General features: G+C 75.0%; 17 protein-coding genes, 1 tRNA gene and 1 other RNA gene. 11 read left to right on the top strand and 8 right to left on the bottom strand.

What is annotated here, in order from left to right; all coding sequences use genetic code 11:
• The first annotated feature begins 34 nt into the window (after positions 1-34).
• Positions 35-1,261, top strand: a complete 1,227-nt coding sequence (locus HNR12_RS16425) for an aminotransferase class V-fold PLP-dependent enzyme (protein WP_179768306.1) — start codon at positions 35-37, stop codon at positions 1,259-1,261.
• 63 nt (positions 1,262-1,324) lie between these two features.
• Here the strand turns inward: HNR12_RS16425 and HNR12_RS16420 are convergent, their stop codons facing one another.
• The 4 genes from HNR12_RS16420 to HNR12_RS16405 form a co-directional block, all read right to left on the bottom strand.
• A complete protein-coding gene (locus HNR12_RS16420; protein ID WP_179768305.1) occupies positions 1,325-1,810 on the bottom strand; it encodes a TIGR03618 family F420-dependent PPOX class oxidoreductase in 486 nt (161 codons plus the stop codon).
• Positions 1,811-1,860: 50 nt separating this feature from the next.
• Complete coding sequence (locus HNR12_RS16415) at positions 1,861-3,366, bottom strand: DHA2 family efflux MFS transporter permease subunit (protein WP_179768304.1); 1,506 nt, start codon at positions 3,364-3,366, stop codon at positions 1,861-1,863.
• A gap of 78 nt (positions 3,367-3,444) precedes the next feature.
• Complete coding sequence (locus tag HNR12_RS16410) at positions 3,445-3,930, bottom strand: MarR family winged helix-turn-helix transcriptional regulator (protein WP_179768303.1); 486 nt, start codon at positions 3,928-3,930, stop codon at positions 3,445-3,447.
• A 116-nt stretch (positions 3,931-4,046) separates the two neighbouring features.
• Positions 4,047-5,630, bottom strand: coding sequence for an acyl-CoA synthetase (locus HNR12_RS16405; RefSeq protein WP_218901954.1), 1,584 nt, complete (start codon positions 5,628-5,630; stop codon positions 4,047-4,049).
• A gap of 128 nt (positions 5,631-5,758) precedes the next feature.
• Here HNR12_RS16405 and HNR12_RS29555 point away from each other — a divergent pair, with 128 nt between their 5' ends.
• The 4 genes from HNR12_RS29555 (at position 5,759) to HNR12_RS16385 (ending at position 10,254) form a co-directional block, all read left to right on the top strand.
• Complete coding sequence (locus HNR12_RS29555) at positions 5,759-7,039, top strand: cytochrome P450 (protein ID WP_179768301.1); 1,281 nt, start codon at positions 5,759-5,761, stop codon at positions 7,037-7,039.
• Positions 7,039-8,103 (top strand): beta-ketoacyl synthase N-terminal-like domain-containing protein, encoded by a 1,065-nt coding sequence (locus HNR12_RS16395; protein WP_179768300.1) that lies wholly within the window; start codon positions 7,039-7,041, stop codon positions 8,101-8,103. Before HNR12_RS29555 ends, HNR12_RS16395 begins: the two co-directional genes overlap by 1 nt.
• Positions 8,104-8,299: 196 nt before the next feature.
• Positions 8,300-8,626, top strand: a complete 327-nt coding sequence (locus HNR12_RS16390; protein ID WP_179768299.1) for a hypothetical protein — start codon at positions 8,300-8,302, stop codon at positions 8,624-8,626.
• On the top strand, positions 8,623-10,254 hold the full coding sequence (locus HNR12_RS16385) for an aromatic amino acid ammonia-lyase (RefSeq protein WP_218901953.1): 1,632 nt from the start codon (positions 8,623-8,625) through the stop codon (positions 10,252-10,254). Before HNR12_RS16390 ends, HNR12_RS16385 begins: the two co-directional genes overlap by 4 nt.
• 75 nt (positions 10,255-10,329) lie before the next feature.
• Here the strand turns inward: HNR12_RS16385 and HNR12_RS16380 are convergent.
• A tRNA-Ser gene (locus tag HNR12_RS16380) sits at positions 10,330-10,414 on the bottom strand.
• Between the two features lie 131 nt (positions 10,415-10,545).
• On the opposite strand from HNR12_RS16380, the gene ffs reads away from it, so the two are divergent.
• The 3 genes from ffs to HNR12_RS16365 all read left to right on the top strand — a co-directional run bounded on the left by ffs (position 10,546) and on the right by HNR12_RS16365 (position 13,574).
• An RNA gene (gene ffs / locus HNR12_RS16375) (signal recognition particle sRNA small type) lies at positions 10,546-10,641 on the top strand.
• Positions 10,642-10,786: 145 nt separating this feature from the next.
• Positions 10,787-12,928 (top strand): DNA polymerase III subunit gamma and tau, encoded by a 2,142-nt coding sequence (locus HNR12_RS16370; protein WP_308251277.1) that lies wholly within the window; start codon positions 10,787-10,789, stop codon positions 12,926-12,928.
• Positions 12,929-13,229: 301 nt separating this feature from the next.
• Positions 13,230-13,574, top strand: coding sequence for a YbaB/EbfC family nucleoid-associated protein (locus HNR12_RS16365; RefSeq protein ID WP_179770658.1), 345 nt, complete (start codon positions 13,230-13,232; stop codon positions 13,572-13,574).
• Between the two features lie 63 nt (positions 13,575-13,637).
• On the opposite strand, the gene HNR12_RS16360 is transcribed toward HNR12_RS16365, so the two are convergent.
• Positions 13,638-14,369 carry a DUF6882 domain-containing protein gene (locus HNR12_RS16360; RefSeq protein ID WP_179768297.1) on the bottom strand — a complete coding sequence of 244 codons (732 nt, stop codon included), beginning with the start codon at positions 14,367-14,369 and terminating at the stop codon, positions 13,638-13,640.
• 181 nt (positions 14,370-14,550) lie between these two features.
• Between HNR12_RS16360 and recR the strand changes: the two genes are divergently transcribed.
• The 3 genes from recR to HNR12_RS16345 all read left to right on the top strand — a co-directional run bounded on the left by recR (position 14,551) and on the right by HNR12_RS16345 (position 17,721).
• Positions 14,551-15,150 carry a recombination mediator RecR gene (gene recR / locus HNR12_RS16355; RefSeq protein WP_179768296.1) on the top strand — a complete coding sequence of 200 codons (600 nt, stop codon included), beginning with the start codon at positions 14,551-14,553 and terminating at the stop codon, positions 15,148-15,150.
• Positions 15,151-15,391: 241 nt separating this feature from the next.
• Positions 15,392-16,663 (top strand): aspartate kinase, encoded by a 1,272-nt coding sequence (locus tag HNR12_RS16350; protein WP_179768295.1) that lies wholly within the window; start codon positions 15,392-15,394, stop codon positions 16,661-16,663.
• A complete protein-coding gene (locus HNR12_RS16345; protein ID WP_179768294.1) occupies positions 16,660-17,721 on the top strand; it encodes an aspartate-semialdehyde dehydrogenase in 1,062 nt (353 codons plus the stop codon). Before HNR12_RS16350 ends, HNR12_RS16345 begins: the two co-directional genes overlap by 4 nt.
• Before the next feature lie 67 nt (positions 17,722-17,788).
• Here the strand turns inward: HNR12_RS16345 and HNR12_RS28550 are convergent, their stop codons facing one another.
• Both HNR12_RS28550 and HNR12_RS16335 read right to left on the bottom strand, forming a co-directional pair.
• Positions 17,789-18,208, bottom strand: coding sequence for a hypothetical protein (locus tag HNR12_RS28550; RefSeq protein WP_338119774.1), 420 nt, complete (start codon positions 18,206-18,208; stop codon positions 17,789-17,791).
• Positions 18,209-18,267: 59 nt separating this feature from the next.
• On the bottom strand, positions 18,268-18,999 hold the full coding sequence (locus HNR12_RS16335) for a GntR family transcriptional regulator (protein ID WP_179768293.1): 732 nt from the start codon (positions 18,997-18,999) through the stop codon (positions 18,268-18,270).
• Position 19,000 lies beyond the last annotated feature (1 nt).

Raw genomic sequence — 19,000 nt, 5'->3', positions numbered from 1 at the left:
GCAGGCAGGGGGAGGCGTGGCGGAGGGGGCGGCCATGACGGGACGGCGGACCGAGCGGCAGACCGAGCGGGCGACGGACGCGGCGGTGGAGCTGGCGGCGTGGCAGCGCCCGCTGCGCGCGCAGTTCCCCATCATCGCGGGCAACCCGGAGCTGGCCTATCTGGACAGCGCGGCCACGGCGCAAAAGCCCGAGGCGGTGCTGGACGCCGTGCGCGCCTACCTCACCACCGCCAACGCCAACGCCGCCCGGGGCGCCTACCCGTGGGCCAACGCGACCACGGACCTGGTCGAGCGGGTGCGCGAGCGGGTGAAGGCGTTCCTGGGCGATCCCGCCCCCGCCGCCTCCGCCGTGCACTTCACCGGCGGCACCACCGAGGGGCTGCGCACCGTCGCCCGGGACTGGCTCACCGGCCACCTGCGCGACGGCGACGAGATCGTGGTGCCCTTCGCCGACCACCGCGCCAACCTCGACCCCTGGCTGGAGGCCCGCGACCTGCTGGCCCGCCAGGGGGTGCGGATCGCGGTGCGGGAGCTGCCCTACCAGGACTCCTCGGGCGACTACGACTACGCCGCCCTGGCGGCGGCGGTCGGCCCGCGCACGCGGTTCGTCGCGGCCACGCACGTGCACCACGTCTACGGTGTCGACATGAACATCGACCGGCTGCGGCGGGCGGTGGGACCCGAGCCGGTGATCTGCCTGGACGCCGCGCAGAGCGTGGGCCACCTGCCCGTCGACGTCGCGGCACTCGACGTCGACTTCGTGGCCTTCTCCGGGCACAAGGCGCTCGCGCTGCCGGGTACGGGCGCGGTGTGGGCCCGCCAGGCGCGCGGCGCCCCGTTCACCCCCGGCGGGTGGAGCGGCACGCCCAACACCGCCGGGATCGCGAGCCTTGAGGCGGCCCTGGACTGGCTGGAGGACGCCGGCCCCGACCGCGTGCGGCGCTGGTGCACCGCGCTGACGGCCCGGCTCACCGACGCCCTGCGCGCCCTGGACTCCTACGAGGTCCTGGGCTGCCGGCTCAGCCTGGCCGCCGACTCCGCGGTGCAGCACCGGGTCGGCCTCGTGGCGTTCCGCCACCGCGCGATCTCCTCGGGCGACCTGGGGTTCATCCTGTTCAGCCGGGGATTCATGGTGCGCACCGACAGCCACTGCCAGGCGGGGGCGGCGGAGTCCGACGGGTCGGTGCGGGTGAGCGTGCACGTGTACAACACCGTCGAGGAGATCGACGCCCTGGCCGCCGCCCTCGCGGAACTGGACTGACGCCCCAACGACGGGCGCCGTCGGCCGGCGTGGAGGAGCCGGCCGGCGGCGCGCCGCGGGCGATCACCCCTCTTCGGCGACGTCCAGGGCCGTGCCGTACAAACGGTCGACGCGGACGCGGATGACCACGCGGCGCTCGGCCACCTGCTGGGCGAGGAACGCCGCCTCGGCCTCGGGGCCGTCCAGGGCTGGGATCAGCGACAGCAGTTCCCGGCCGACCGCGTCGCCGGGAGCGGTGGTCTCCGCCGACACCTCGGCCTCGCCCTCGGCCACGGCGAAGGCCCACGGTCCCGCGCTCACGTGCACGGCCGCCCGGGGGTTGCGGCGCAGGTGGCGCACCTTGAGCCGGTCGGCCGTGGCCGACACCCGGACCACCCGCTCCTGCGGGCTCCAGTGGTAGAGCACGGTGGACATGTGCGGGTGGCCGGACTTCTTGACGGTGGCCAGCACGCCGAACCGCTGCTCGCTCAGCAGCCGGGACAGCTCCTCGTCGGTGAGCACCCGGGGCGCCGGGCCGGCGGGGGCGGATGCGGTGGTGGTGTCGTCCATGGTCGTGGCTCCAGTCAAAGGGCGGGGACGGGGAACGGGAGTGGATGGGGTCAGCCGCGCGGAGCGGCCGAGGCGCCGCCGGGGCGGCGCAGGACCGTGAACGCCACCGCGAAGGCGGCGGCGATCAGGCCCGCCCCGACCGCGAAGGCGGCGGCGATCAGGCCCGCCCCGACCGCGAAGGCCAGGTGGTAGCCGCCGGTCAGGGCCGTGGCGGTGTCGGCGCCCGCGTCGGCCAGGGCGCCGGTGCGGGCGGCAGCCAGGGTCGAGAGGACGGCCACGCCCATCGCCATGCCGATCTGCTGGGTGGTGTTGAACAGGCCCGAGGCCAGTCCGGCGTCGGCCTCGCGGGCGTCGGACATGCCCAGGGCGGTGAGCGCGGGCAGCGCCAGCCCGAACCCGGCGGCCAGCAGCATGGCCGGCAGCAGGTCGGTGGCGTAGTCGGCCTCCACCGGCACCCGCACCAGCAGCGCCAGCACCCCGAACAGCAGCACCAGGCCGGTGAGCAGGACCGCGCGCTCGCCGAACCGGGCGATGAGGCGCGGCGCCACGACCAGCGACACCACGCCGATGACCACGGCGGCGGGAAGCATGGCCACGCCGGTCAGCGTCGCGCCGTAGTCCAGGACCCGCTGGAGGTAGAGCGCCACCAGCACCTGGAAGGAGAACAGCGCGGCCACCATCAGCACCTGCACCAGGTTGGCGCCCCACACGCTGCGCGAGCGCAGCACCCGCAGCGGCATCAGGGGGGTGCGCGCGGTGGCCTGGCGGGCGACGAACCCGGCCAGCAGGAGCAGCGCGAGCGCGCCCAGGCCCAGGGTGGACCCCGAGGCCCAGCCGTGGCCCTCGATCCGCACCACGGTGTAGATCGCGAGCATCAGCCCGGAGCTGATCAGCAGCGCGCCGAGCACGTCGGCGCCGCCGTCGCGCGCGGCGGGCCGGTCGGCGGGCAGCACCGGCAGTGCGACCGCGATCGCGGCGACGCCGATCGGCAGGTTGATCAAGAAGATCCAGTTCCAGGCGAGCGCGTCGGTGAGCACGCCGCCCAGCACCTGCCCGATGGACGCCCCCGCGGCGCCGGTGAAGCTGAAGACGGCGATGGCGCGGGCGCGTTCGCGGGGATCGGTGAACAGGGTGATGAGGATGCCCAGGGCGACCGCCGAGACCAGGGCGCTGCCGACGCCCTGGGCGAGGCGGGCGGCGATCAGCACGGCCGGGGTGCCGGCGGCGCCGGCCAGCACCGAGGCGGCGGTGAACAGCGCCATGCCCGCGAGGAAGACCCGCTTGCGGCCGACCAGGTCGCCCACCCGCCCGGCGAGCAGCAGCAGGCTGCCGAAGGCGATCAGGTAGGCGTTGACGACCCAGCTCAGTCCGGCGGCCGAGAAGCCGAGGTCGCTCTGGATGGCCGGCAGCGCGACGGTGACGATGCTGCCGTCCAGGACCGACATCAGCATCGCCGACGACAGGACGCCCAGGGCGATCCAGCGCCGGCGCGCGGCCGGAGCGGTGCCGGACCCGGCGGTGGTGCCGGTGGTGGGTAACGCGGCGGTGGCGGTCATTGCTCTCCCCGTCCTCGGTGGTGACGAGAAGAACCATAGCAGAATGTTTTGTTGCAGACGATCTATTGCGGATCTTTTTTAGGTCCGCTGGCGGGCCCGGCGCACCGGCTGCGGCTGCTCGACGGGCTCGGCCAGGTGGCCCCGCGTCAGCCGCTCCAGCGCGCGCAGCAGCACGGTGCGCTCGTCCTCGGGCAGCGACTCCAGGGCCTCGCGGTGCACCCGGTCGACGATCTCCTGGCTGCGGTGGGCGATCTCGGCGCCGGCGTCGGTCACGGCGATGACCCGCGCGCGCCGGTCGGTGCTGGAGGGCCGCCGCTCGGCCAGCCCGGCCTTTTCCAGGGCGTCGACGGTCACCACCATCGTGGTCTTGTCCATGTCGCCGATCTCGGCGAGTTGGGCCTGGGTGCGCTCCTGCCCGATCGCGTGCACCAGCACGCAGTGCATGCGGGCGGTCAGCCCGATCTCGGCGAGGGCGGCGGCCATGCGGGAGCGCAGCACGTGCCCGGTGTGGTCGAGCAGGAAGGAGAGGTCGGGCTCGGCGTTGGGAGGTGCCATGGCGGTCATGGCCTCAGCCTAGCAATCCGGTCCGTTGCGGATTATCGCCAACGGATCGGACGGCGCCGCACCGGCGCGGGCGTGCCTGCCGGTGCCCGGCGGCCGCAGCCGGGCACCGGCAGGCGTCACGGGGGTTCGGGTGCCGCCGAGCGCGGTTCCGGGGCCGCCTGGCCGGCGCGCCCGGTCGCCCCCTCGGCCCACGGAGCGCCGGCGCCGTAGGCCGCCGCCACCAAGCGCCGGTCGAGCTTGCCCGTGCCGTTGCGGGGCAGCGCCGGCGCGACCACGGCGGAGCGGGGGATCTTGTAGGCGGCGAGCCGCCCGGGCAGCGAGGCGAGCACCTGCGCCGGATCGACGCGGCGGCCGGCCGCGGCCACCAGCACCGCGTGCCCGACCTCGCCCCACAGGGGGTCGGGCACCCCGATGACCGCGCAGTCGGCGACGTCGGGATGGCGCAGCAGCGCGAGTTCGACCTCGGCAGGATAGACGTTCTCACCGCCGGAGATGATCACGTCCTTGACGCGGTCGACCACGTGCACGGTGCCGTCGGGGGCCACGCGGGCGGCGTCGCCCGTGCGCAGCCAGCCGGAGGCGAACGCCGCCGCGGTCTCCTGCGCGCGGCGCCAGTACCCGGCCATGACGTTGGGGCCGCGGGTGAGCAGTTCGCCGGTCTCACCGGGGGCCGCCTCGGTGAGGTCGGGCCGCACCACGCGGACGTCGGTGAACATGTGGGGCAGGCCGCCGAGTCCGGCCGGCGGCTCCGCGCCCGCGCCCGTGCCGCCCGCTCCCGCGCCGTCCGCGAGCAGCACGCCGGGCGCCGCCTCGGTCAGCCCGTAGCCCCAGCGCAGGGGGACGCCCCGGCGCGCGTACACATCCGCCAGGTCCTCGGGCACGGGAGCCCCGCCGCACACCAGGGTGCGCAGGGACGACAGGTCGGCGCTGGACCAGGCGGGATGCCCGGCGATGCGGTGGTACATGGTGGGCACGCCGAACATCGCCGTGACGCGGTGCCGCTCGATGAGGCGGAGGGCCTCGCCGGCGTCGAAGGCGTCCATGAGGACACAGGCGCCGCCCTTCAGCAGGACGGGCAGGGCCAGCATCCCCAGGGCGCCGGCGTGGAACAGCGGAGCGGCGACCAGGGCGACCTCGCCGGCCGTCAGGTCGGTGTCGACCAGCATGTTGACGGCGTTCCAGGTGAGGTTGGCGTGGGTGAGGACGGCGCCCTTGGGCCGGCCGGCCGTCCCCGAGGTGTAGAGGATGACGCAGGGAGCGTCCGGCGGGACGGGCTCCGCGGCCGCCGGGGCGGAGGAGGGCGCCGGCGGGTCCGCAAGGTCCGGTGTGTCCAGCCGGAGCCTCGGAGGTCCGGACGGCGGCGCCGGCAGCGCCGAGGCGGCACCGGTGTGCAGGAGGACGCGGGCACCGCAGTCGGCCAGCTGAAAGGCGATCTCCGGGGCCGCCAGGCGGGTGTTGAGCGGTACGAACACCGCGCCCAGCAGGCCGGCGGCGAAGAAGGCGTCGAAGTAGGCGGGCTGGTTGGGTCCGAAGAAGGCCACCCGGTCGCCGCGCCCAACGCCCCGGCCGCGCAGGACGCCGGCCAGGCGGCGGGCGCGCCCGTACATCGCGGCGTAGCCGATGGCGGAGTCGCGGTGGATCAGCGCGGTGCGGTGCGGAGTGCGCCTGGCCCGCCGCTCGGCCCAGGACCCCACGCTCATGTCGTACACGGTGCCGCCTTCCGCCGAATCGGCCCGCCCGTACCGCGAGAGGAGACGCCGCGGCCACGTCTGATCACGTATAGTGCCATGGTGATTACTTTACGCTCTCACGACTGGGGGAGAGGGCTGTGGCAACTGCCGGACCGGGCACTTCGCTCCTGATGGACGTCCGCCTGCGGCTCAGCCCCGCGGCGGAAGAGGTGGACACCCGCGGGGAGCCCTCCGTGTGGCGCGCCCCGCTTCCCGACGGCTCCCGGGTCTGGGTGGCCACCGGCCACGACGCCGTGCGGAGCGCTCTCACGGCTCCCTCGTTCCGCAAACCCGTCGTCCGGGGCGGCGAGCGCTGGGAGCGCTACCTCCACTTCACCGACCCGCGGACCACCGGCTCCATCGTCCGCAGCATGCTCAACGCCGACGGCGAGGACCACCGCCGGCTCCGCGCGCTGGCCGCCCCGGCGCTGGGCCCCGATCGGCTGCGGGAGGCCGCCGCCCACGCCGCGCGGCTGGCCGAGCACCAGCTCGACCTCGTCAGCGGCCATGGGCGCGCCGACCTCGTCCACGACTTCGCCCACCCCTTCGCGGTCAGGGTGGTCACCGAGCTCTACGGCTACCCGCCGGAGTTCACCCGCCGGGTGCTGCGGCTTCCGCGGTGGTCCCCCGCGCCGGTGTTCTCGGCCGCCGGGTCGCCCGAACGCGAGCGGTACGGCGCCGAGCGGGAGGCCATGAGCGCCCTCCTCGGCGACCTCGTGGCCGCCAAGCGGCGCGCCCCGGGCCCCGACCCGATCAGCGAGATCATCGCCCGCGCCGACTCCGCGGGCCTCGACCACGGCCAGGTGACCTCCACCCTCTTCATCCTGCTGGTCGCCGCCTACGAACCGGTGACCGACTTCCTCACCACGAGCCTGTACTGCCTGTGGCAGCGCCCCGAGCTCCTCTCCGACCCGGGCGCCGCCGTCGCCGGGCTGTCCGAGCTGCTCCGCTACACCAGTCCGCTCGCGGTGACCATGCCGCGCTTCGCGGTCGAGCCCACCGAGCTGGGGGGCGTGGAGCTCGCGCCCGGCGACGCGGTGGTCCTGCACCTCGCGCTCGCCAACCGGGACCCCGAGCGCTTCCGCGACCCCAACCGGCTCGACCTCACCCGCCGGGTCGACCACGACCTCGCGTTCGCCCACGGCCCGCACTACTGCCTGGGTACGCGTCTGGCCGTGCTGCTGTGCCGCACCGCGCTGGAGGCCGTGCTGCGCCGACTCCCCGGACTCGTCCCCACCCAGCCCCTGGAGAATCTGTCCTGGCAGCCGGGTTCGTTCGGCCCGCTCTCCCACCTGCACGTCACCGCGGGGCTGAAGGAGCTCCCCGTCGCCTTCGAACCGCAACCGCCCCGCCGCCCGGCCGTGGAAGCGGCCGTCTGATGGCCCGCGTCACCGGCCTGTCCGTGCTGACCGCCTACGGCAGCGGCCCCGAGGCGCTGTGGGACGGCCTGCTCTCCCAGAAGCCCGCCACCAGCGCCGTCACCCGCTTCGACACCGCACGCCACCGTGCGCACGACGCGTGCACCGTGCCCGGCACCCCCGACACGTTCGCGGAGCTGGCGCGCCTCATCGACGACGCCTGCGACCAGGCCCGCCTCTCGCCCGCCGAACGCCGGCAGGCGCCGCTCGTCCTCGCGGTGCACGCGGGCGCCGACACGGCGGACCGCGCCACTCGGCTCGCGGCGGCCTGCGGGCTGCGCGAGGTGCGCACCGTCCACACGGCCGCCTGCGCGGCCGCCTCGTCCGCCGTGGCCGAGGCCGCCCAGCTCGTCACCGACCGCACCGAGGACCGGGTCGTCGTGGCGGGCGCCAGCTTCGTCGACGCGAGTATGTTCGCCGCCTTCGACGACGCGGGCATCCTCGCTCCCGACGGTGTCGCCCGGCCGTTCAGCGCGGGGCGCGACGGCCCTGTCCTGGGCGACGGCGCCGCCGCCGTGGTCGTGGAGCGCGCCGGAGCCGTACGGCCCTGGCTGCGCGTCGCCGGATGGGGCAACGCGGCCGAGGCCCACCACGTCTGCCGGCCCCACCCCGAGGGCGCCGGGCCCGCCGCCGCCATCACGGCGGCGCTGCGCCGGGCCGGGGTCGGACCCGACCGGGTCGGCTACGTCAACGCCCACGCCACCGCGACCCCCGCCTTCGACGCCGGAGAGGCCGCGGCCGTCCTGCGCGCCCTGGCGCCCTACGGCGCCCAGGTGCCGGTCAGCTCCACCAAGGCGCTGCACGGCCACTGCCTGGAGGCGTCCGGCCTGGTCGAGCTGGTCGTCTGCGCGCTGGCGCTGCGGCACAACGAACTCCCCGTCAACGCCGGCCACCTCGGTCCCGACGGCGACTGCCCCCTCGACCTCGTCCTCGAACGGGGGCGCGAGCCGCGCGCCGACCACGCGCTGAGCCTGAACACCGGCTTCGGCGGTGTCAGCTCCGTCCTTCTCCTTGCGAAGTCGTGAAACCGAAAGGCGTGCCATGCACTTGACGGTGCGGTCAGAGGCCCGGTGGCCACCCCCCGGCTCCCCGTCGGAGCCGCTGCCCCGCCTTCCCCGGTTCGAGGCGTCCACGTTCGGCCCCCTGATCGTGGCCGCCGCCGAAAGATGCCTGGGCGCCCACTACGGCGCACCGCCGGTGCCGCCGGAGGCGGGACGGCGTATGGCGCTCGTGCTGGCGGCCACCCGGGGGGACGTGGCGACACAGGCCGCCATCGACGACGCGGTGGCGCGGCGTCAGCCCGTCGCACGGGAACTGCTGTTCCAGAACGTGCCCAGCACCGCGCTCGGCCATCTCAGCATCGTCTGGGGCCTGACCGGGCCGCTCATCACCACGCTCGCCATCGGCCCGCCCGAGCACGCCGCGGATGCCACCGCCGCCCGCGTCCTCGCCTCGGGGGACGCCGACCGCGTCCTGGCCGTGGCGGTCGATCCGGGCGGGGCCGCGCCGGGCACCGCCACCGCCCGCCTGCTCGCCGGTGGGCGATGACGCCCGCACACCGACCGCACGACCACACTTTCGCCGTCTCCACCGACGACCGCAAGAGGCTGTTCATGACCATGACCCCGCAGGCCCGGACCACCACGGCCGAGCTTGGCTTCCCCGCGATCCTGACCCCCGAGGCACTGGAGACGGCGGCCGACCCCGTTCTGGTCCGCCTTGACGAGGGCGCCCGGACCGCGGTCGCGCGGTGCCACGACTACCTGCACCGCTGCCTCGCCGAGGGGCGCGAGATCTACGGCGCGACCACGGGGTTCGGTCCCCTGGTCGGCTTCTCCGGGCGGGACGAGGCGGCCGACCAGTGCGAGAACCTGCTCTGCCACCTCGACGTGGGGCAGGGGGCCGACCTCCCGCCGGGCGTCGCCCGCGCGGCGCTGCTGGCCCGGCTGTGGAGCCTGGCCCACGGCCGGTCGGGGGTGGCGCTGGAGGTCGTCGACGCCCTCAGCGCGACGCTCGCCACACCGTTCGCCCCCGCCGTACCCGAGTACGGCTCGGTGGGCGCCAGCGGCGACCTCGCCCCCATGGCCCACGCCGTCCGGTCCCTGCAAGGGCGCGGCGACGCCTACCTCGGCGCCGTCCGGATGCCGGCCGGCCGGGCCCTGGCCGAGGCCGGGTTGCAGCCCCTGTCCCTCAGCGGCCGGGACGCGCTCGGACTCGTCAACGGCACGCCGGTCACGGCCGCGGCGGCGGGTCTGGCACTCGCCGCCCTCACGCGCTCGCTGGCCTCCGCCACCGCGCTGACCGCCCTGCTCGCCGACATCCTCGGCTGCCGGACCGAGTTCGCCGCCCCCGAACTCTTCACCGCGCTCGGCCACGACGACACCGCGCGCCAGGCGGCCGACCTCCGCGCGCACCTGGCCGGCCACCGCCCCGGCGGGGAGCGCGCGCTCCAGGAGCCGTACACGCTGAGGTGCGCGCCGCACCTCATCGGAGCCGCCGCCACCAGCCTGCGGCACGCCCGCCGGGTCGTCACCGACGACCTTAACGGCGTCAGCGACAACCCGCTCTTCATCCCCGAACGCGACCTCATCCGCCACGGGGGCAACTTCTTCGGGCAGCAGGCGGCCTTCGCGGCCGACCTCATGTCCATCACCGCCGCGCAACTCGGCAACCTCGCCGAACGCCAACTCGACCTGCTCATCGACCCCCGCCGCAACGGCGGACTCAACCCGATGCTGGCCGAGCAGCCGGGGCGCGACCACGGCGTCCAGGGCGTCCAGCTCGCGGCCACGTCCCTCGTGGTCGCCATGCGCCGCGCCGCCGTCCCCGCGGCCATGCAGAGCATTCCCACCAACCACCACAACCAGGACGTCGTGCCGTTCGGCACCCAGGCCGCCATCACCGCGCTGGAACAGGCGCGGACGCTGCGGCTGCTGCACGGCTCTCTCGCCGTGGCCCTGGCCCAGGCCGCCCGCGTCGGCGCGCGCCGGCCCAGCGCCCCCCGGTGCGCCGAACTCCTGGACGCCCTCGACACCGCCGTCGCCGCCGGTTCCACCTGGGCCCAGGCGGTACGCACCACCGCCGACCTGCTCGACACCTGGGAGCCGCTGGAGCCCTCGGCGGAGGCGGGGCAGCCGTGGGCCGCCGAGGCGGGCGGGCGTCCGGCGGGCGGCTGAGACCGGACCCGAGACAAGGCGAAGGCCCCGACCGCGCACCCGGTCGGGGCCTTCCTCTTGCCTGGTCACAGGCGGCGGAGGATACGAGATTCGAACTCGTGAGGGGTTGCCCCCAACACGCTTTCCAAGCGTGCGCCCTAGGCCACTAGGCGAATCCTCCACGGACAATGCTACATGTCGCCGAAGGGTGCCGCGAACGGATTGCGGGGCTCGGACCAGCGCTCCGGCGGGCGGTCGCGGGCGCGGGGCGCGGTGGTGCGCGCGCGGCCCGGGGGTCGGATAGACTGGGCGGCAGACCCCTCGTGCGGCGTCACCTTATGAACCTCCCCAGGGCCGGAAGGCAGCAAGGATAAGTAAGCTCTGGCGGGTGCGCGGGGGGTCCTTTTCTTTGGTCCGCCCCCGCCGCACCGCCGCCAACCCGTGCGGGCTGTCGCAGGCACAGGGTTGAATGGGAACGCGGACCCGCCCGGGCACAACCCGTCGTGCCGATGGCCGCAACGCGCCGGTCCGCGGAGGGAGCAGTGAGCGCGCCGTGAGCATCGCGCTGTATCGCAAGTACCGGCCCGCGACGTTCGGCGAGGTGCGCGGGCAGGAGCACGTCACCGAACCGCTGCGCCAGGCGCTGCGCAACGGCCGGATCAACCACGCCTACCTCTTCAGCGGCCCGCGCGGCTGCGGCAAGACCTCCAGCGCGCGGATCCTCGCCCGTTCGCTCAACTGCGAGCAGGGGCCCACCCCCGACCCGTGCGGCACGTGCGAGTCCTGCGTGGCGCTGGCGCCCGACGGCCCCGGCAGCATCGACGTCATCGAGATCGACGCCGCCTCCCACGGCGGTGTGGACGACGCCCGCGACCTCCGCGAACGCGCCTTCTTCGCGCCGGTGAACTCCCGCTACAAGGTCTACATCATCGATGAGGCCCACATGGTGACCCGCGAGGGCTTCAACGCGCTGCTCAAGCTGGTCGAGGAGCCCCCGCCGCACCTGAAGTTCGTCTTCGCCACCACCGAGCCCGACAAGGTCATCGGCACCATCCGCTCGCGCACCCACCACTACCCGTTCCGGCTCATCCCGCCGAGCACGCTGCGCGAGCTGATGGAGGAGATCCTCAAGGACGAGGGCGTGCCCTTCGACCCCGCCGCGCTGCCGCTGGTGGTGCGCGCGGGCGCGGGCTCGGCGCGCGACTCCCTGTCGATCCTGGACCAGCTGCTGGCCGGCTCCGACGAGAACGGCATCACCCGCGAGAGCGCGGTGGCGCTGCTCGGCTACACCGACGCCGGCCTGCTCGCCGACATGGTCGACGCCCTCGGCGCGGGCGACGGCGCGGCCGTCTTCGGGCTCATCGACCGCGTGGTCGAGGGCGGCCACGACCCCCGCCGGTTCACCGCCGACCTGCTGGAGCGCACCCGCGACCTCGTGGTGCTCGCGGCCGTGCCCGACGCCCTCGACAAGGGCCTGATCAACGTCGCCCCCGACACCGTCGACCGCATGCGCGAGCAGGCCGAGCGCATCGGCCCCGCCCGCCTCACCCGCGCGGCCGACATCCTCAACCAGGGGCTGACCGACATGCGCGGCGCCACCTCGCCCCGGCTGCTGCTGGAGCTGATGTGCGCGCGGATCCTGCTGCCGGGCGCCGCGGCCCCGGGTGGCGACGACTCCGGTGCGCTGCTGGCCCGCCTGGAGCAGGTCGAGCGCCGCCTGGCCGCCGGCGGCCCGCCCGCGCCCGCCGCTGCGGCGCCGGTCCCGGCCGCCCCGGTGGCGCCGCGGCCCGCGCCGCCCGAGGCACCCGATCCCGCGCCCGCCGCACGCCCCGCCGAGCCCGCGCCCGCCGCTGAGCCCCGGCCCCGGCCCGCGCCGGCCGACGACTGGCCCGACACCTCCGCGCCCGCGGCGCCCGCCGCGTCGGCCGCCCCCGCCGCGCGGGGCCGGGCGGCCGCGCCCGAGCCCGCCCGCGGCCCCGCGCCCGGCGGCGGGCCGGTCGACCTCGGCCGCGTGCAGGCGGCCTGGCCGCAGGTCATGGAGACCGTCAAGGGCATCCGCCGCTTCACCTGGATGGTGCTGAGCGGCAGCGACGTCCAGCCCGTCGGGGTCGAGGGCAACCTCCTCCAGTTGGGCTTCACCCGGCCCAACGACGCCAAGGGGTTCTCCAACAGCGGCAGCGACCAGGTCGTGGCCCAGGCGGTCAAGCGGGTCCTCGGCGCCGACGTCCGGGTGGCCGCCGTGCCCGCCGGGGGCGCGCCCGCCGCGCCGCGCCCGGCGGCGCCGCCGCCTCCGCCTCCGCCGCCCGCCGCCGAGCCCGCCGGATGGGACACCCCGCCCGAGCCCGACCCCGCGCCCCCGGCGCCCACCCGGCCCGCGCCCGAACCCGGCGCCCCCGGCGGCCCGTCCGCCGCGCAGCGGCCGCCCGGCCCGCCCGCGGCGCCGCACCAGCAGGAGCCGCCGCCCGACCCCTACGAGGACGCGGCCGCCCCGCCGCCCGACGACTCCGACTTCGGTGCCTCCACCGGGCCCGACCCCGGGGCCGGCCGGCCCACCGCTGCGGCCTCGGCCGCGCCGGCGGAGCCGCGGGCCGCCGATTCCGCGGGACCGGGCGGGCGGAGCATGTCGGGCTTCGCGCTGATCGAGACCGAACTGGGCGGCAAGATCATCAACGAGATCGACCACACCGCGTCCTGACACATCCGCCGGCTCCGGGGTGCCCCGGACGCGGTGCGCTGTCGACTCGGCGGCATGTCGGTCCGCCGACACGTCGCCGAATCCCCCTGGCGCCGCCCGCCGCGCCCGCCTCCGACGCGCCCGAGGCCGCGGCCGGTCCGGCGCGGCGCCGGCCCGCACACCCCGCCGTGGCGCCGTGTCCGCCGTGCGCGAAGTCGCGTTCTTCGGCTGTGGACGCGCGCGGCCGCCTCCGCCGCGAGCGGATACGCTCGCAGGGACGGACACGCAGGCAAGGAGAATCGCAGTGAACCCTGGCGGCGGAATGGACATGCAGGCCCTGCTGCAGCAGGCCCAGCAGATGCAGCAGCAGCTCATGGAGGCCCAGCAGCAGCTCGACGAAGCCCAGGTCGAGGGCACCTCCGGCGGCGGTCTGGTCAAGGTCACCGTCAACGGCCGCGGCGCGGTCGAGGAGATCGTCATCGACCCCCGCGCGATCGACCCCGCCGACCCCGAGGACACCGCGCAGACGGTCGCCGACCTCGTGCTGGCCGCCATCCGCGACGCCGAGTCCTCGGTCGAGGAGCTCCAGCAGGAGAAGATGGGCCCGCTGGCCGAGGGCCTCGGCGGCGGCATGCCCGGCGGCATGCCGGGCCTCCCGGGCTTCTAGCTCCGGCCCCGCCCGCGGGCGCGGGCGGGCCCGGCCCCCCGCCCGCGGGCCCCGCCGGCGCGGTCAGCTCGGGGTGTTCTGCACCGACAGGTGCGCCAGGGCGCGGTGCTCGTTGAACTCCGCGGTCACCGTGCACTCCGGCCGCACGCCCCGCAGCGCCTGCTCGCCCGTGCGCTCCACGGTGAACCCGTGCCGCGCCAGGTAGCCGTGCACGGTCCCGGGCTGGTCGAAGGGGAAGATCTCGATGCCCTGCATGATCCGGCGGGGCAGCGTGACCAGGTCGAACTCCGCGCGCGGGATCACGTCGTCCACCACCATCATCGCGAACCGCGCGCCGGTGTTGGCGGTCACGCTGGCGTAGCCGTAGCCCGACAGCGTGCCCGTGGCCGCCAGGCACAGCCGCTCGGCGGCCATGCGCGGGTCGGCGAAGTCGCCGCACTCCAGCCGGGGCGTCACCAGTTCGGGGATGTCGTACTGCTGGCCGAACTCCCGCAGCGCGATCGACGCCGCCAGCCGCGGCGAGCCCGGCGGGTGCATGTGCGGGTTGGCCCACGCCCACACCCAGCTGCCGTCGGTGCCGAACGTCCCCAGCGGCGCCACGCGCACGGTCTTGTCGCCCTGGCGGAACGTGCTCGCCTCGACGTCGACGTGCCAGTCGCCCGTGGGGTGGTGGGTGTTGTACGTCTCCGTCTGCTCGGCCGCCCAGGCGGAGTAGGCGGCGCCGGCCCGCTCCATGGCGGGGCTGAACCACCGCCGCGGTTCCTGCGGGGGCTGGTCCTGCGTCGGCTCGGTCATGGTGGCCGGGTCCCTTCTGTCGCCGTCTGACGTGTGTTCCGACGCCGCGCGGCGCCGTCCGGATCCCGCGGCGCGCCGTCGAATCCGGGGCGGGCCGTCCCGATACCGCGGCCCGGGTGGCGCCACCGCGCCGCCGTCTCGGCTACGGTGGTAGGCAGTTGCGGACACACACGGGTGGGCGATGTACGAGGGCGCGGTCCAGAACCTGATCGACGAGTTGGGGCGGTTGCCCGGCGTCGGCCCCAAGAGTGCCCAGCGCATCGCCTTCCACCTGCTCGCCGCCGAGACCGCCGACGTCAAGCGGCTGGCCAACGCGCTGATCGAGGTCAAGGAGCGGGTGCGGTTCTGCTCGGTGTGCGGCAACGTCGCCGAGGAGAGCGAGTGCCGCATCTGCCGCGACCCCCGCCGCGACGCCGCCGTCATCTGCGTGGTGGAGGAGTCCAAGGACGTGGTCGCCATCGAGCGCACCCGCGAGTTCCGCGGCCGCTACCACGTGCTCGGCGGCGCCATCAGCCCGATCGAGGGCGTCGGCCCCGACGACCTCCGCATCAAGGAGCTGATGACCCGGCTCGCCGACGGCCAGATCACCGAGCTGATCCTGGCGACCGACCCCAACCTTGAGGGGGAGGCCACCGCCACCTACCTCGCGCGCCTGGTCAAACCCATGGGGCTGAAAGTCACCCGGCTGGCGAGCGGCCTGCCCGTGGGCGGCGACCTGGAGTACGCCGACGAGGTCACCCTGGGCCGCGCCTTCGAGGGGCGCCGCAGTCTGGAGTTCTAGCTCCCGACACGCCGATACGCCCGGCCGGCGGCTCTTCGGCCCCGCCGTCGCCGCAGGCGGCGCCGCGAGTTCGCGTCCGGGGGGAGTACTCCGCCGCGTTCGGGGTACACCCCCGCCTCGGTGCCGGCCTCGCCCTCGCCCTCGGCGGCGCAGCGCCGCAGGTGAGACGGCATACCGACCGTTCCGCTGACTACACTTCCTGATTGATTACCGTGATCCCAACCCCTCAGGAGCAACGACCGTGGCTCTGATCGTGCAGAAGTACGGTGGGTCTTCCGTCGCAGACGCGGAGGCCATCAAGCGAGTGGCCCAACGGATCGTCGCTCAGAAAAAGGCGGGTTACGACGTGGTCGTCGTGGTCTCGGCCATGGGCGACACCACCGACGAACTCCTCGACCTCGCCGAGCAGGTCTCGCCGCTGCCGCCCGGCCGCGAACTCGACATGCTGCTCACCTCGGGCGAGCGGATCTCCATGGCGCTGGTCGCCATGGCCATCGGCAACCTCGGCTACGAGGCCCGCTCGTTCACCGGTTCGCAGGCCGGAGTGATCACCACGTCGCTCCACGGCAACGCCAAGATCATCGACGTCACGCCCGGACGCATCCAGGAGGCGCTCGACGAGGGCTCCATCTGCATCGTCGCCGGCTTCCAGGGCGTCTCCCAGGACAGCAAGGACATCACGACCCTGGGCCGAGGCGGCTCCGACACCACCGCCGTCGCCCTCGCCGCGGCGCTGAACGCCGACGCCTGCGAGATCTACAGCGACGTCGACGGCGTGTTCACCGCCGACCCGCGGATCGTGCCCACCGCCCGGCGCATCCCCAAGATCTCCTACGAGGAGATGCTGGAGATGGCCGCCAGCGGCACCAAGATCCTGCACCTGCGCTGCGTGGAGTACGCGCGGCGCTACGGAATCCCGCTGCATGTCCGCTCGTCGTTCAGTCAGAAGCCCGGAACCTGGGTCGTCTCGGAAGTTGAGGAAGCCGAAGGCATGGAACAACCGATCATCTCCGGAGTCGCGCACGACCGGAGCGAGGCCAAGATCACGGTCGTGGGCGTCCCCGACAAGGTCGGCGAGGCGGCGGCGATCTTCGCGGCGCTGGCCGACGCCGAGATCAACATCGACATGATCGTGCAGAACGTGTCGGCGGCCTCCACCTCGCGCACCGACATCTCCTTCACGGTCCCCATGGACGCCGGCCAGACCGCGCTGGCCGCGCTGAAGAAGATCCAGGACGAGGTCGGCTTCGAGGCGCTGCGCTACGACGACCAGATCGGCAAGGTCTCGCTGGTGGGCGCGGGCATGCGCTCCTACCCCGGTGTCACCGCGCGGTTCTTCGACGCGCTCGCCCGGTCGGGCACCAACATCGAGATGATCTCCACGTCCGAGATCCGCATCTCGGTCGTCGTGGAGCAGGACCAGATCGACACCGCGGTCGCCGCGGCCCACACCGAGTTCCAGCTGGACGCCGCCCAGGTCGAGGCGGTCGTGTACGGAGGTACCGGACGATGAGCGAACGCCTTCCCACCCTGGCCGTCGTGGGCGCCACCGGCGCCGTCGGCACCGTCATGCTCGACATCCTCTCCACCCGCGAGAACGTCTGGGGCGAGATCCGGCTGGTGGCCTCGCCGCGCTCGGCCGGCAAGCGGCTGACCGTCCGCGGCGAGGAGATCGAGGTCCAGGCCCTGGCACCGGAGGTCTTCGACGGTGTCGACGTCGCCATGTTCGACGTCCCCGACGAGGTCTCCAAGGAGTGGGCGCCCGTCGCCGCCGCGCGCGGCGCGGTGGCCGTGGACAACTCCGGCGCGTTCCGCATGGAGCCCGACGTCCCGCTCGTGGTGCCCGAGGTCAACGCCGACCAGGCGCGCAACCGCCCGCGCGGCATCATCAGCAACCCCAACTGCACCACCCTGTCGATGATCGTGGCCATCGGGGCGCTGCACCGCGCCTACGGCCTCACCGACCTCGTGGTGGCCTCCTACCAGGCCGCCTCGGGCGCCGGCCAGGAGGGCATCGACACCCTGCGCGACCAGATCGAGAAGGCCGCCGGCGACCGCACCCTGGGCAGCCGGGCCGGCGACGTCCGCGCCGCCGTGGGCGAACTCGGGCCGTTCCCCGCGCCGCTGGCCATGAACGTCGTGCCGTGGGCGGGCTCGCTGAAGGAGGACGGCTACGCCTCCGAGGAGCTGAAGGTCCGCAACGAGTCCCGCAAGATCCTCGGCCTGCCCGACCTCCGGGTCGCCGCCACGTGCGTGCGCGTGCCGGTGGTCACCACCCACTCCCTGGCGGTGCACGCCACCTTCGCCGAGGAGGTCGACGCCCAGGCCGCCCGCGAGCTGCTGGCGTCGGCGCCGGGCGTGGTGGTCCAGGACGACCCCGCGCGCGGGGAGTTCCCCACCCCGGCCGACGTCGTGGGCACCGACCCCACGTGGGTGGGCCGGATCCGCCGGTCCATCGACGACCCGCGGTCGCTGGACCTGTTCCTGTGCGGCGACAACCTGCGCAAGGGCGCCGCGCTGAACACCGCCCAGATCGCCGAACTGGTGGCCGCGGAGTTCACCCGCTCCTAGCCGTCCCGGCTCCCGGCGGCCGTCCGGCCCGCACCCGCGGGCCGGACGGCCGCCTTTCGCATGGGCCTCAGCGCCGCGCGGGCGCGCGCGGGGTGGCGGGGGCCGACGGGGACGCCGGGCGCGCCAGCGCGCCGATCGCGTCGACGTCGCGCGTGGTCAGCGCCTTGGCCGGGGGCACGCCGGTGCGTTCGGCCGCCGCCAGCCGCTCCCGGACCTCCCGCAGCGTGCGGGGGCGCCACCCGGGGCCGCCGCAGCAGGAGGAGCGGAAGGTCACTCCGGCCTCCAGCAGCAGGGTCAGCACCCGCCAGCCCTCGTGGTCGGTGGCGCGGGGGACCTCAAGGTCCTGCCCGGCGTTGAGCATGGCGCGCCCGCAGCGGGGGCAATCGGTGGTGCCGTCGGGGCGCACGGCCCAGGCCCGCCGCTTGACCGCGAAGCGGCAGGGCGGGCACACGTAATGCAGCCCCAGCACCATGGAACGTTCGCACACGTCTGCCAGGGTCGCAGCCGGACCGGCCGGGGGCAAGCGGGTTCCGCCTGCCCCGGCCGCTATCGGGGCTTCTTGGGCGCGCGCGCCAGGCTGAGCCGGTAGAGCAGTCGGCAGTGGTCGACCGAGCCCACCAGGTCGGAGGTCTCGACCGGGCGCCGCCCGCTGTAGTGGGTGCGCTCCACCACCAGCACCGGCAGCCCCGGCGCCAGGTGCAGCAGGCTGGACTCCGGTTCGCGCAGCGGGCGCACGCCGACCTCCTCGACCACGCGGTCGATGATGACCCCGGCGGCGCCCAACCGCTGCAGCACGCTGGTGCCGGGCTCGGAGTCGGCGGGGGTGCGCAGGGTGCCCTGGGTCAGCGCCGCCGGTTCCCACGCGGTGTGCAGCGCCACCGGCGCGCCGTCGGACAGGCCCAGGCAGCGGGTGCGGAACACCCGCTCGCCGTCGCGCACGCCCAGCCGGCGGGCCACCGCCCCGCACACCGCGTCGGTCTGGGTGCCCAGGTCGGAGCGCTCCAGCGGGTCCACACCCGAGCCGGAGGTGCGGTCGGTGCGGGAGAACCGGTGGATCTGGGGGACGGGGCGGACGTAGTAGCCGGAGCCGGGGCGGGCCTCGACCAGCCCCTCGCTGACCAGGAGCCGCAGCGCGTGCCGGGACACCTGCTCGCTGACGTCGTAGGTGCGGGCCAGCCGGGAGCGCGACGGCAGCCGGGTCCCGGGCTCGAGTTCGCCGTTGAGGATGGGCCGGCGCAGCCGGTCGGCCACCCACAGGTAGCGGGGTCGCCCGTCCATG

Origin of the sequence: Streptomonospora nanhaiensis (assembly GCF_013410565.1) — a bacterium.
In the GTDB taxonomy this organism is placed as follows: domain Bacteria; phylum Actinomycetota; class Actinomycetes; order Streptosporangiales; family Streptosporangiaceae; genus Streptomonospora; species Streptomonospora nanhaiensis.
Note: the sequence above shows the minus strand (reverse complement) of the source record. Positions and strands in the feature narration are given on the sequence as shown.

What these genes read in the sequence shown, in the direction of transcription:
- HNR12_RS16425 (WP_179768306.1), top strand. Translation starts at nt 35, where the DNA reads ATGACGGGACGGCGGACCGAGCGGCAGACCGAGCGGGCGACGGACGCG.
- HNR12_RS16420 (WP_179768305.1), bottom strand. Translation starts at nt 1,810, where the DNA reads ATGGACGACACCACCACCGCATCCGCCCCCGCCGGCCCGGCGCCCCGG.
- HNR12_RS16415 (WP_179768304.1), bottom strand. Translation starts at nt 3,366, where the DNA reads ATGACCGCCACCGCCGCGTTACCCACCACCGGCACCACCGCCGGGTCC.
- HNR12_RS16410 (WP_179768303.1), bottom strand. Translation starts at nt 3,930, where the DNA reads ATGACCGCCATGGCACCTCCCAACGCCGAGCCCGACCTCTCCTTCCTG.
- HNR12_RS16405 (WP_218901954.1), bottom strand. Translation starts at nt 5,630, where the DNA reads ATGAGCGTGGGGTCCTGGGCCGAGCGGCGGGCCAGGCGCACTCCGCAC.
- HNR12_RS16395 (WP_179768300.1), top strand. Translation starts at nt 7,039, where the DNA reads ATGGCCCGCGTCACCGGCCTGTCCGTGCTGACCGCCTACGGCAGCGGC.
- HNR12_RS16390 (WP_179768299.1), top strand. Translation starts at nt 8,300, where the DNA reads ATGGCGCTCGTGCTGGCGGCCACCCGGGGGGACGTGGCGACACAGGCC.
- HNR12_RS16385 (WP_218901953.1), top strand. Translation starts at nt 8,623, where the DNA reads ATGACGCCCGCACACCGACCGCACGACCACACTTTCGCCGTCTCCACC.
- HNR12_RS16365 (WP_179770658.1), top strand. Translation starts at nt 13,230, where the DNA reads ATGGACATGCAGGCCCTGCTGCAGCAGGCCCAGCAGATGCAGCAGCAG.
- HNR12_RS16360 (WP_179768297.1), bottom strand. Translation starts at nt 14,369, where the DNA reads ATGACCGAGCCGACGCAGGACCAGCCCCCGCAGGAACCGCGGCGGTGG.
- recR (WP_179768296.1), top strand. Translation starts at nt 14,551, where the DNA reads ATGTACGAGGGCGCGGTCCAGAACCTGATCGACGAGTTGGGGCGGTTG.
- HNR12_RS16345 (WP_179768294.1), top strand. Translation starts at nt 16,660, where the DNA reads ATGAGCGAACGCCTTCCCACCCTGGCCGTCGTGGGCGCCACCGGCGCC.
- HNR12_RS16335 (WP_179768293.1), bottom strand. Translation starts at nt 18,999, where the DNA reads ATGGACGGGCGACCCCGCTACCTGTGGGTGGCCGACCGGCTGCGCCGG.